Genomic DNA, 12,195 nt, shown 5'->3' on the forward strand with positions numbered 1-12,195 from the left:
CCGTAGAAGTCACCGTAGAAGTCGCTGAGGAGAGTCATGACCGCCATCCACGCAGAGGGCCTGCGCAAGTCGTATGGGGAGAAGTTGGTGCTCGACGGCATCGACCTGCGCATCCCCGAGGCGTCGGTCTTCGCCCTGCTCGGCCCGAACGGCGCGGGCAAGACCACGACCGTCCAGATCCTGTCCACCCTGATCGGCGCTGACAGCGGAACGGCCCTCGTCAACGGGTACGACCTCGTGCGGCAGGCCGACGACGTACGCCGGTCCATCGGTGTGACCGGCCAGTTCGCCGCGGTCGACGGGCTGCTGACGGCGGAGGAGAACCTCCTGCTGATGGCGGACCTGCACCACCTGAGCCGCGCCGAGGGCCGCCGGATCGCCGCCGAGCTGCTGGAGCGCTTCGACCTGGCCCAGGAGGCGAAGAAGCCGGCCTCCACCTTCTCCGGCGGTATGCGCCGCAAGCTCGACCTCGCGATGACCCTGGTCGGCAACCCGCGGATCATCTTCCTCGACGAACCGACCACCGGCCTCGACCCGCGCAGCCGCCGCACCGTGTGGGAGCTGGTCCGCGGCCTGGTCGCCGACCTGGGCATCACGATCTTCCTCACCACGCAGTACCTGGAGGAGGCCGACCAACTCGCCGACGGCATCGCGGTGCTGCACGGCGGCCGGCTCGTCGCCCAGGGCACCGCGGAGGAGCTCAAGCGCCGCATCCCCGGCAGCCACATCCGGCTCCGGTTCGCCGACGAACGGCAACTCGACGCCGCCGCCCGGGTGTTCGAGGTCGCTCAGCGCGACCCCGAGAACCTCGCCCTGAACGTCCCCGGCGACGGCACCCCCGCCACCGTGCGCGCGGTCCTCGACCTGCTGGAGGCCGCGACGGTCGAGGCCGAGTCGCTGACCGTGCACACACCCGACCTGGACGACGTGTTCCTCGCGCTGACCGAGAGCCGGCAGAGCAGCACCACGACCGCCGCCTGAACCGCCGCCGCCCGTCCCGAACCGACCCGTCCCGTCCCGTCCCGTCCCTGAAAGGACACCCCGATGACCACCGCCACCACCGCCACCCCCACCCCCGCGCGCGCCCGCTCCTACGCCTTCCGCGACTCGATGACGATGCTGCGCCGCAACATCAAGCACATGCTGCGCTACCCATCCCTGACGGTGCAGATCGTCACCTTGCCCGTCCTGATGCTGCTGCTGTTCGTGTACGTCTTCGGCGGCGCGATCGGCGAGGGAATCGGAGTCGGCGACCGCGACGCCTACATCAACTACCTCGTCCCCGGCATCATCGTGATGGCGGTGACCTCCGGCACGATCACGGTCGCGGTGACCGTGTGCACCGACATGACCGAGGGCATCATCAACCGGTTCCGCACGATGGCGATCTGGCGAAGTTCGGTGCTCACGGGGCATGTGCTGGGCAACATGATCCAGATCGTCTGCATCCTCGCCCTGGTGACCGGGGTGGCGTACGCGATCGGTTTCCGCCCCGACGCCACCGCCGTCGAGTGGGTCGCCGCGCTCGGTCTGCTGATGTTCCTGGCCTTCGGCCTGAGCTGGCTGTCGGCCGCGATGGGCCTGAACTCGAAGACCATCGAGGCCGCGAGCAACGCCCCGATGCCGCTGATCTACCTGCCCTTCCTCTCCAGCGCCTTCGTCACCCCCGACTCGATGCCGACGGGACTGCGGTGGTTCGCCGAGTACCAGCCCTTCTCGCCCATCAACGAGACCCTGCGCGGCCTGCTGCTCGGCACGGAGATCGGCAACGACGCGTGGATCGCCCTGGGCTGGTGCGCCGGCCTCGGTCTGGTGGGCTATCTGTGGGCGCGTTCGACCTTCCGAAAGGGCGCGTAGGCGCTCCGCTGGGAGTGCCGCGATGTGTGGTCGTTCGTCTGCGGCGCCGTCGTGGCTGGTCGCGCAGTTCCCCGCGCCCCTGAGCGGCGCTGCCGAACCGCCGCCTATTTCGCCAGGGACGCTTACAGACATCGCTTTGCCGAGCCTGTACCAAGCCAAAAGGCCCCCCACGCCCCGGGGCCCGTACCTCCGTACGACGACCCCGGGGCAGGAGGCAGCACGGTGCGTATCACTCGACAGGCAACCGGCACGTTCTTCTTGGGCGGCGCGCTGAGTCTCACGTTCGCCGCCCTCGCCTATCCCTCGATGCTCGGCTTCAGCACGGTCTCCAGTTCGCAGACCCGGGTCATCGCCCGGACCCCGACCGGCCCCTTGACCGAGGCCGACCGGGACTTCGTCGTCAAGGTGCGGGCAGCCGGGCTGTGGGAGTACCCGGTGGGGAAGATGGCCCTGCAGAAGGGCACGACCGCGGCGGTGCGCACGGCCGGTCGGCATCTGGTCGCCGGGCACGCGGGGCTGGACGCCACCTGCCGCAGGATCGCCGCGCGGCTGAACATCACCCTGCCCAACCGGCCCAGCCCCCAACAGCAGGGATTCGTCGCCACGCTCAACTCGGACGCAGGCAAGCAGTTCGACAGCGACATGGCCAACATCCTGCGCACCACGCACGGCCAGATCTTCTCCACCGTCGCGAAGATCCGGGCCACCACCGAGAACACCCTCGTACGGCAACTGGCCGACCAGGCCAACGACACCGTGCTCGACCACATCACGGTCATGGAGAAGACGGGGCTGGTCGACTTCGACCAGGTCCTGTTCCAGGAGACGACCCCGCCGCAGCTCCCGTCCCAGGACCTGACCCCGCCACCACCGTCGGCGGGCGAACCCCAAGTGACGCTCACACCTTGAGCTACGCCAGCCAGACCGTCGTGTCCGGCCTCAGCAGACCCCCCTCCAGCGGCCCGCTGCAGATCAGCACCTCACCGGGCGGCATCTCGACCGCCGTACCGGAGAGGTTGGCCACGCACCGCCACCCCGCCGAGCGGGCGAAGTGCAGGACGCCGGGCGGGCCGTCCGCCGCCCACTCCAGTTCCTCCCCCTCCAGCAGCTTGCGGCGCAGGCGCAGGGCCTTGCGGTAGAGCTCCAGGGTGGAGCCCTCCACACCGTCCTGGGCCGCCACGGCGTACGCCGCGAAGCACTCCGGCTGCGGCAGCCAGGAACCGCCCGCGCCGAAGCCGTACGACGGTCCCGTCGTCGTCCACGGCAGCGGCACCCGGCAGCCGTCGCGGCCCTTGCGGACGCGGCCCGTCTGTTCCCAGATCGGGTCCTGGAGGACCTCGAAGGGCAGGTCGCCGACCTCGGGGAGGCCGAGTTCCTCGCCCTGGTAGACGTACGACGAACCGGGCAGCGCGAGCATGAGGAGGGTCGCGGCGCGGGCGCGGCGCAGGCCCTCCGACTCGTCGACGGCCGGGGCGTGGCCGCCGGAGAGCAGCCAGGCGTTGTCGTCGGTGCCGGGCGGGAGCATCAGTCGGGAGGTGTGGCGTACGACGTCGTGGTTGGAGAGGACCCAGGTGGCGGAGGCGCCGGCCGAGCGGGCGGTGGCGAGCGAGTCGGTGATGATTCGCTTGAGCTCGTCTGCGTCCCAACTGCCCTGGAGATACTCGAAGTTGAAGGCCTGTCCCAGTTCGTCCGGGCGGGCGTACAGGGCGCGGCGGGAGGACGGGTTCACCCAGGCCTCGGCGACCGCCATGCGGGGCGGGCGGTAGGCGTCGAAGATCTTGCGCCAGTCGCGGTAGATCTCGTGGACCTCGTCGCGGTCGTAGAAGGGGTGGGTGCCGGGCGGGAACCGCACGAGTTCGTCCTCGCGGCTGAGTTCCGGGGCGCCGAGGTCGCGCAGCGGCTCGCTCAGGTCCTTGGCGAGGGCGTGGGCCACGTCGACGCGGAAGCCGTCGACGCCGCGGTCGGACCAGAACCGCAGGGTGGTGCGGAAGTCGGCGCGGACCTCCTCGTGCGCCCAGTTCAGGTCGGGCTGCTGCGGGGTGAACAGGTGGAGGTACCACTGGCCGTCGGGGACGCGGCGCCAGGCGCTGCCGCCGAAGACGGACTGCCAGTCGGTGGGCGGGAGTTCGCCGTGCGGGCCGCGGCCGTCGCGGAAGACGTAGCGGTCGCGCGCGGGCGAGCCGGGGGCGGACCGCAGCGCCTCCTGGAACCAGACGTGCTGGTGGGAGGTGTGGTTGGGGACCAGGTCGACGATGACCTTCAGGCCGAGGCGGTGGGCCTCGGCGGTCATGGCGTCGAAGTCGTCGAGGGTGCCGAGGCGGGGGTCGACGTCGCGGTAGTCGGCGACGTCGTAGCCGCCGTCGGCCAGTTCGGACGGGTAGAAGGGGCTGAGCCACAGGGCGTCCACGCCGAGGCCGGTGAGGTGGTTCAGGCGCTGGGTGACGCCCTTGAGGTCACCGAGCCCGTCGCCGTCGCCGTCGGCGAAGCTGCGGGGGTAGACCTGGTAGATGACGGCCTGGCGCCACCAGTCGGGGTCGCGGGACGAGAGGTCGGGCGGGGTGGTGCGGACACTCACGCGGTCTCCTCAAGGGTGCGAAGGGACGACAGTGAGAACTCTGTCCACTTCGCCGGAAAAGCGAACACCACGTAGAGCGGATCAGATCGTTCCCGGTGTGACGGAATCGTGATTGCGCTTTGAAGTTCCGTTGCGTTCTCGCAGGTTGACAGCGTTCTTCCGTCGCCCGACGATGTGCTCACCACTGTGGCGCATGTGACCAATGAGCCCAGTGAGTCTGTGTTTCTTCTTCGTCGATTCCATTTCGTCGATTCTTCGTCGACCACTCACCCCACGATGGGATACGCATGTCCATAGCGAGACGTGTCATGGCGCGACGCCTGTTGGGGACGGGCGCCGCGTCGCTCGTCCTCAGCGCGGCCACGGTCGCCGCCGCCTCCGGTGCCTGGGCCCACGGCACGCACGGCGGTGACGGCTGGAAGTCCGGCGGCACCTACAAGCCCGGCACCGGCGCCGGCACGGAGACGGCCACCGACCGCTGCCAGTTCTCGCTCGACGGCACGAACTTCTACGATTCCGTCAAGGTCGACGACCAGAACCTGAAGGTCACCGACGACGGCAAGGTCCACGTCTCCGTCCGCGCCGCCGCCGACGCGACGACGTGCACCGCCTCGCTCGCGTCCTACCTGGCCCACGGGCCGACGTTCGCCACCTCCGGCGAGCAGGTCTTCGTGGACTTCGACACGGTCACGGTCAAGCCCGGCCAGACCGACACCCTCGACATCGCCGTCCCGGACGCGGGCTGCTTCGCGCAGATCGACCTGTACCGGGGTGCGGTGAAGTTCGACGGCAAGCTCGACGCGGGCGACGGCTTCGAGCACGGTGACCTGCCCAAGGGCCCGGACCGCCCGGTCATCAAGGACAAGCTGATCGCGGCCTGGAACGGCGGCACGAAGGACTGCACGACGGAGCCGCCGGCCACCGAGGAGCCGCCGACCACTCCGCCTGCCGAGCCGTCGGAGCCCGCGACCGACGAGCCGTCGACCCCGGCCGAGGAGACGACGCCGCCGGCCTCCGAGACCCCGTCCACCGAGACCCCGACCCCGGAGCCCTCGGAGTCGACGTCCGCCCCGGCCCCGTCCCCGAACGGCGGCGGCGACCTCGCCCAGACCGGCGGCAGCAGCGCGACCGGCCCGATCGCGATCGGCGCCGTGGTGCTGGTGGCGGGCGGCGCGGCGTTCGTCGTGGCGTCGAAGCGGCGGCGCGCGGCGCGTTCCTGATCGACGGCACGTCCGATCGACGGCACGTCCCGATCGACGGCACGTGAAGGGGCCCGGGGTGATTCCCCGGGCCCCTTTCCGTTCCGCACGGTCGCACCTCAGCCGGTCGGGGCCTCGCGGCGCGAATACGCCCAGTAGCCTGCCGCCGTCAGCGCCGCCGTGTAGAGCAGGAAGACCAGCAGGGCCACCGGGGTCGACACATCCGACCCGACCATGGCCTCCGCGAACGATCGCTCGTCGCCGGCAAATGCCGACAGGTCGGTGAGCATCGCCCGGCCGACCGTGAAGGGCAGCCAGTCGCCCACACCGTCCAGCCCGGGGACGTACCCCAGCAGCAGACCGGCCAGCCGTTCACCCAGCACGGGCCACAGGCACAGCGCCACCACCGCCATGGTCCTGTTCCGCATCAGCGCCACCAGCGCCATGCACAGCAGCGCCCAGCAGCCCATCCACAGCACGAACCGCAGCACGGGCACCACAACCGCACTCCACGCCGGCTGCGGCGCACCCGACACGGCGAGGACGGCCGCTGCCGACACCCCGCCCACCAGCGCACTCGTCGCCGCCACACCGGCGCCCACCAGGAACCCGACCACGCTCTTCGCCAGATACGCCGTCCGGCGGCCGTTGACGGCGAGCCACGTCGTGCGCGCCGCGCCCCGCACCAGGTCGGTGGAGACCGGACCCGTGCCGAGGACCAGCACGAAGAAGCACAGCATGGGGATCTGGGTGGTCATCGGCGCCCACGCCAGCACGTCGCCCATCGACGCGGCGCCGATCGGATGCGTCCTGTCCAGGTCGATCAGGAGGCCCGGGCCGGTGAGCAGGCTCAGCGCGGCCACCACGGAGAGGAGCACCCAGGTGGACCGCAGCGCGGTGAGATGGCGCCACTCGTACCGGCACGCGTTGCGCAGCGCCTCGCCGGCCGGGACCGTCCGTGGGGTGGAAGCAGGGGAAGTGGCGGAAGTAGGGGAAGCAGGGGAAATAGGGGACAGCGGCCCATCGGCAGTGGGCGGGGTGTGTGTCAGGTGTGCGGTCACGAGATCCTGAACTCCTCTTCCGCGATGGACAGGTAGAAGTCCTCCAGCGACGGCGCGTCCTCCGACAGCCAGTGCAGGGCCACGCCACCGTCGGCCGCGAGGGCGGCGACCCGGATCCGGTCCAGCCCGGTGATGTGCGCGCTCGGCCCGCCCGTCGGCTGCAGCCGCCCGCCCTTCTCCTCCACCAGGCGCGTGAGCTCCGGCAGATCCGGCGTCTGCACGGTCACCACGTTCCGGCTGCCCGCCCGGGACAGCAGCTCCGCGATCGGCGAGGCGGCCACGACGCGGCCGCGCGACAACACGACCACACGGTCCGCGAGTTGCTCCATCTCGCCCAGCAGGTGGCTGGAGACCATGACGGCCCTGCCCTGCGCGGCCTGGTCCCGCAGGAACTCCCGCAGCCAGCGGATCGCGTGCGGATCGAGGCCGTTCGCGGGCTCGTCGAGAATGAGCACCGGCGGATCGCCGAGCAGCGCCTGCGCGATACCCACGCGCTGGGCCATTCCCAGGGAAAGCTGGGACAGTTTCAGCTGGGCGGCCTGGGTGAGGCCCACCAGTTCCAGCATGTCGTCGACGCGCCGGTCCGACGCGCCGCACCCGGCGACCACCATCCGCAGATGCGACCGCACCCGGTGCGCCGGATGGCCGGCGATGCCACCGAGGACCGCACCCACGACCTTGCCCGGAGAGCCCCAGGCATGCAGCGGGCGGCCGAGGAAGTGCGTGGTGCCCTCGCCGTGGGCGAGGCCCAGCATGAGGCGGATGGTGGTGGTCTTGCCCGCGCCGTTGGCGCCGACGAAGCCAGTGACCTCGCCGGCGCGCAGCGTCAGCGACACATCGTCGAGGACCGTTCTGCTGCCGAACGAGCGTCTCAGGTCCCGTGCTTCGGCAAGTACTTCGCCTTTCGGCACAGCGTGTTCCTCCGTGCGCGGATCTGACATACGAAGCGGATCTGACATACGAACCTGTCACTGACGGAACGTCAGGACCAGGGGAAGCCTTTGTTGATGGCGAAGAGCACGGTGAACAGCACCATTGCTCCCATCGGAACGATCACGAACGAGTCGGGCCGTTCACGCCGGGCCGCGCCCCAGACGAGGGCGACAAGCGGCCCGATGAGCCCGGCGGCCATCAGAGCCCAGCCGGCGTCCTTGTTCCCGACGACGTGGAACGCGATGAACGCCGCCGTGATGAAGCAGAACGGCGAGGCCCACAGGTTCTTGAGCGTGGTGGACATTTCGGTGGTGGAGGCCATGGGTTGTTCCTCGCTATTTCCTCGCTATGGGACGGGGTGCCCGGGCGTCGGCCTTTTCCGGCCGCCGCCCGGACGCCACCTCAATTACTGGAGCAGGGCCTAGAACAGGCTGTTGATGTAGCTCCACAGCGCGTACTGCACTTCACCGCCGGCGGCGACCCAGGCGATCCGGACCGGGTGGTACCAGGGCAGGCCGTTCATGTAGCCACGGAACTTGCCCCAGCCCGACTTGGCGGCCTTGACCGCGTCGTCCCAGAGCTTGCCGCCGTGCCGCTTCATCAGGTTGTACAGAGCCTTGACGGCGCTGCTGGCCGCACCTCGGGTCTGGGCCTTCGTCGCCTTGCCGTCGGCCACGGCACGCACCGACTGCGCGTCCCGCGTGCTCAGTTCGGCCTTGACGGCCGGGCCGGCGAGAAACGTACGGGCCTGAGCCGCGGACAGGCTCACCTCGGCGGTGGACGCCGTACGGGCGTGAGTGGCCTCCGAAGCCTGCGCCAGAGCGGCACCGGCGCCGAGCGTCACCGCGGCCATAGCGGAAACAGCCGCCATACGCAATGTATTGCGGGTCATGTAGAATCTCCCTTGCGTTCAATCGCAAGGGGAGGAAGCCCGTGCGGGCGACCTGAACAGGCGTGGAAACCGAAAAGGGTCCCCCCGGACTTCTTCCCCCGATTACTTCTCTGCGGACACACCGCAAAAAGCCCCCAAGGGCGACCGAAAAGCCCAAACGGCCAAACAGCCAAACCCACGGGTGCTGGATTACGGGTCCTTGCGTCTCAACGCCGCTGGTCAGGGCGGGTGTTCGACGCGGGGAGAACGTAACACAGCTTTAAGCCACTTGGCCAGAAACCGAGTTTGCGCGCACGGGGCACGTAAAGGCCTCCCGCTTCGGTTGCCAATTCAATTCAATTGGCAACCTTTTAATCGAGAACCGTCTCCAGGTACAGCTTCACGAAACGCTCCACGTCCACGTCCAAAGCCACGTCCACCAACGCCTGTTCGCGCGCACCGGCGTGGATCTCGGACTCACCGTGCCGGGGGCGGCGGTCGACGATCGTCTGGCCGCGCGTCGGCCCCGGGGCGAGGGAGACCTCCACGGGGAGGAGGCGGGTGGTGATGCCCGCCGGGTCGACGACCGCGCAGACCGCGCCCGCGTCGCCGATGCCGCCGGCCTCGGAGTCGGCGCCGACGTCCGGCGTGGCCGGGCGGTGCGACAGCAGCTCGCCGGCGAGGCGGGCACCGGGTTCCGCGCTCGCGCGCAGGCGCCGTACGTCCGCGCCGGGGACGACGACCCGCTGGAAGACGTCCAGGCCGTACATGGTGATCGGCACCCCGGCGGTGAGCAGGATCGCCGCCGCCTCCGGGTCGTGCCACACGTTGAACTCCGCGACCGGCGTGGCGTTTCCGCAGGCCACCGCGCCGCCCATGAAGACGATCCGCTCGATGTTGCGGGTCACCTCCGGGTGGGTGCGCAGCAGCAGGGCGATGTTGGTGAGGGGCGCGGTGGGGATCAGCGTCACGGGCCTCGGCGAGGCGAGGATCTCGCGGCGCAGCAGCGTCACCGCGTCCACGTCGGCCGGGGTGCGCGTCGGTGCGGGCAGGCCGATGTCGCCCATGCCGTCCTCGCCGTGCACGTGCCGGGCCGAGCGCGCGGGCTCGATCAGCGGGAGCGCGGCGCCCCGGGCGACCGGGATGTCGGGGGCGCCGGCCTGCTCCAGCACGGTCAGGGTGTTGCGTACGACGCCGTCCACGTCCGTGTTCCCGGCCACGCAGGTCACCGCGCGCACGTCCAGCCCCGGGTGGCGTACGGCGAACAGCAGCGCCAGGGCGTCGTCGACGCCGGTGTCGCAGTCGATGATCACCGGGATGGGCTGACCGTCGTTCGTCACGGCGAGGCTCCTTGTGGGGGAGGGGGGAGTCCCGGGGGGGGGACTCCGGGTGGGCTCCTACTAGAGCGACCCTACGCAGGCCGTCCGGTGACGGGACTCCCGTCCCACAGTTCGGAGCCGCGTGCCGCGACGCGGGCGGCGATCCGGGCGACCAGCTCCGCGCCGGGTACGGCCCCCGGCCGACGCCCGTCCCGCAGTCGTACGGCCACGAGGTCGCCGTCCGCCGCCGCCTCCCGCTCCCCGATGACCGCCTGGTACGGCACGAGGCGGGCCGCGCGGACGCGGGCGCCCAGGGTGCCGTGTTCGGGGCCGGCGAGTTCGGCGCGCAGGCCCTGGTCGAGGGCCCGGCGCAGCAGCTTCTCCGCCGACGCGACCTGAGCCTCCGACACGGGGAGGATCAGCAGCTGCACGGGGGCCAGCCAGGGCGGGAAGGCGCCGCCGTGCTGCTCGATGAGGTGGGCGACGGCTCGCTCCACGCTGCCGATGATGCTGCGGTGGACCATGACCGGGCGGTGCTTGGCGCCGTCGGGGCCGATGTAGTGCAGGTCGAAGCGTTCGGGCTGGTGGAAGTCGATCTGGACGGTGGAGAGGGTGGCCTCGCGGCCGGACGGGTCGGCGATCTGGACGTCGATCTTGGGGCCGTAGAAGGCCGCTTCGCCTTCGGCTGCTTCGTAGGGGATGCCGGAGCCGTCGAGGACCTCGCGGAGGAGGGCGGTGGCTCGCTGCCAGAGTGCCGGGTCGGCGACGTACTTGCCGCCGCCGTCCTCGCTCGGGAGGGAGAGGCGGTGGCGGGCTGCGTGGATGCCGAGGTCCGCGTAGGCGCGGGCGATGAGCTGGAGGGCGGCGCGGGCCTCCTCCACGGCCTGGTCGAGGGTGCAGAAGATGTGGGCGTCGTTGAGGTGGATGGCTCGGACGCGGGTGAGACCGCCGAGGACGCCGGACAGCTCGGAGCGGTACATGCCGCCCAACTCGGCCATGCGGAAGGGGAGTTCGCGGTAGCTGTGGGAGCGGGAGCGGTAGATCAGGGCGTGGTGGGGGCAGAGGCTGGGGCGCAGGACGAGTTGGTCGGCGCCGGCACCCATGTCCATCGGCGGGAACATGTCGTCGCTGTAGTGGGACCAGTGGCCGGAGAGCTCGTACAGCTCGCGTTTGCCGAGCACCGGTGAGTACACGTGCCGGTAGCCGGCCTCGCGTTCGGCCTCACGGATGTACTCCTCCAGCACGTGGCGGACGACGGCCCCGTCGGGCAGCCAGTACGGCAGGCCCGCGCCCATCAGGGGGTCGGTGTCGAAGAGGTCGAGTTCGCGGCCGAGGCGGCGGTGATCGTGCATGGCTGCTCCTCCGGGTGAACGGACGAGCACCACGACAAAGCCCCGGGGTGCTCGCCCCGGGGCTTGGGTATTCGCTCAGCTGTCAGCGCGCCGGGACGGGGTCCGGCGTCGTCGTGAGAGACGGATTGGCGCGCTTCATGGGGGCGACGGTAACAGCGGGCGGGTGGGTGCGCGATTGATTTCACAACCTGGCGGCGCTGATGACGGACGGGATGTTCTCGCGGCTGGTGGGGCTGGCGCAGCGCATGATTGTCAGTCAGTCCCGTTACGTTGACCGGCATGACTGACGTCGGCTTCTGGACCGTCCCGCCCGACCGTATGGTGCGCGGCTCCATGGGCCACTGCAACCTCACCGTCCTGCTCCCGCCGTTCGACGTGGACGCTCGCGCGTTTCCCGCCAACGACCCTGTCCGGGCCGCGGAATTCGCCGCGTCGTTCGGGACCGTCGATGCGGTCCTGGAGGAGATCGGGCCCCGTTCCGTCCTCGACGTGCCGTACCCGGACACGCGGGCCGACCTGGACATCGTCCAGGCCGCCGGATGGGGGCACGTCCTCGGGATCAGTGACCCCGCGCTGGCCGACGACGGCAACGACACCCCCCTCCTGACGGAGGCCCGCACGTTGCGTGAGCGCTACCCAGACGCTCGGATCGTCGGCGTCCATTTCCACGGCGGGGCGTCCCACACCGAGGACGTCGTCTGGCTGCCCGACGGGGCCATGTTCCACGCCGCCGGCTGGCCCGGGGACGAGCCGTTCGAGGTGACCGGCGACCCGTTCGCCATCGCCTCCGCCCTCGGCATCTCCACGGAGGCGTTGCACGACCTCGGTCTGGACGAGGAGGACCCGGCCGACGTCGAATGGGCCGACTTCGCCGCACTGGCCCTGGGCAAGGCCGACCCTTGGGGGTGGGGGCAGATACAGACCACGGCCTTCCGCGTGCGGCACACCGAGTTCGCCACGTCCACGATGGAGGATCAGTACTTCACGGGCGGCTGACGCAAAGTCGCCCGGCGGATCACGTCGCCGCC

Annotated in this window: 12 protein-coding genes; 5 read left to right on the forward strand and 7 right to left on the reverse strand. The window is 70.5% G+C overall.

Annotation, left to right across the window (positions count from 1 at the left end; genetic code table 11):
* Positions 1–36: 36 nt before the first annotated feature.
* From ACIA8X_RS02900 to ACIA8X_RS02910, 3 genes are all read left to right on the forward strand, one after another.
* Complete coding sequence (locus ACIA8X_RS02900) at positions 37–981, forward strand: ATP-binding cassette domain-containing protein (protein WP_399457648.1); 945 nt, start codon at positions 37–39, stop codon at positions 979–981.
* A 63-nt stretch (positions 982–1,044) separates the two neighbouring features.
* Complete coding sequence (locus tag ACIA8X_RS02905; RefSeq protein WP_393454290.1) at positions 1,045–1,857, forward strand: ABC transporter permease; 813 nt, start codon at positions 1,045–1,047, stop codon at positions 1,855–1,857.
* Between the two features lie 258 nt (positions 1,858–2,115).
* Positions 2,116–2,766, forward strand: coding sequence for a DUF4142 domain-containing protein (locus ACIA8X_RS02910; protein ID WP_393454761.1), 651 nt, complete (start codon positions 2,116–2,118; stop codon positions 2,764–2,766).
* Position 2,767: 1 nt separating this feature from the next.
* Here ACIA8X_RS02910 and ACIA8X_RS02915 read toward each other — a convergent pair whose 3' ends face one another.
* Positions 2,768–4,432, reverse strand: coding sequence for an alpha-amylase family glycosyl hydrolase (locus tag ACIA8X_RS02915; protein ID WP_399457649.1), 1,665 nt, complete (start codon positions 4,430–4,432; stop codon positions 2,768–2,770).
* A gap of 287 nt (positions 4,433–4,719) precedes the next feature.
* Here ACIA8X_RS02915 and ACIA8X_RS02920 point away from each other — a divergent pair, with 287 nt between their 5' ends.
* Positions 4,720–5,652, forward strand: a complete 933-nt coding sequence (locus ACIA8X_RS02920; protein WP_399457650.1) for an LAETG motif-containing sortase-dependent surface protein — start codon at positions 4,720–4,722, stop codon at positions 5,650–5,652.
* A gap of 98 nt (positions 5,653–5,750) precedes the next feature.
* Here ACIA8X_RS02920 and ACIA8X_RS02925 read toward each other — a convergent pair whose 3' ends face one another.
* The 6 genes from ACIA8X_RS02925 to thrS form a co-directional block, all read right to left on the reverse strand.
* Positions 5,751–6,692, reverse strand: a complete 942-nt coding sequence (locus tag ACIA8X_RS02925; RefSeq protein WP_399457651.1) for a hypothetical protein — start codon at positions 6,690–6,692, stop codon at positions 5,751–5,753.
* A complete protein-coding gene (locus ACIA8X_RS02930; RefSeq protein WP_399457652.1) occupies positions 6,689–7,603 on the reverse strand; it encodes an ABC transporter ATP-binding protein in 915 nt (304 codons plus the stop codon). The genes ACIA8X_RS02925 and ACIA8X_RS02930 overlap by 4 nt, the downstream gene beginning before the upstream one ends.
* 71 nt (positions 7,604–7,674) lie before the next feature.
* A complete protein-coding gene (locus ACIA8X_RS02935; protein WP_393454275.1) occupies positions 7,675–7,947 on the reverse strand; it encodes a hypothetical protein in 273 nt (90 codons plus the stop codon).
* A gap of 99 nt (positions 7,948–8,046) precedes the next feature.
* Entirely contained in the window at positions 8,047–8,517 is a 471-nt protein-coding gene (locus tag ACIA8X_RS02940; RefSeq protein WP_393454273.1) for a hypothetical protein, read from the reverse strand.
* Between the two features lie 350 nt (positions 8,518–8,867).
* The gene (locus ACIA8X_RS02945; protein ID WP_393454269.1) at positions 8,868–9,836 is read right to left on the reverse strand and encodes a nucleoside hydrolase; all 969 of its coding nucleotides are present in this window, start codon (positions 9,834–9,836) and stop codon (positions 8,868–8,870) included.
* 71 nt (positions 9,837–9,907) lie between these two features.
* Positions 9,908–11,167 (reverse strand): threonine--tRNA ligase, encoded by a 1,260-nt coding sequence (gene thrS, locus ACIA8X_RS02950; RefSeq protein ID WP_399457653.1) that lies wholly within the window; start codon positions 11,165–11,167, stop codon positions 9,908–9,910.
* A gap of 279 nt (positions 11,168–11,446) precedes the next feature.
* Between thrS and ACIA8X_RS02955 the strand changes: the two genes are divergently transcribed.
* A complete protein-coding gene (locus ACIA8X_RS02955) occupies positions 11,447–12,163 on the forward strand; it encodes a DUF6333 family protein (protein WP_399457654.1) in 717 nt (238 codons plus the stop codon).
* The last annotated feature ends 32 nt before the right edge of the window (positions 12,164–12,195 follow it).

The sequence above is a fragment of the Streptomyces sp. NPDC051738 genome (assembly GCF_044453205.1).
Classification (GTDB): Bacteria; Actinomycetota; Actinomycetes; order Streptomycetales; family Streptomycetaceae; genus Streptomyces.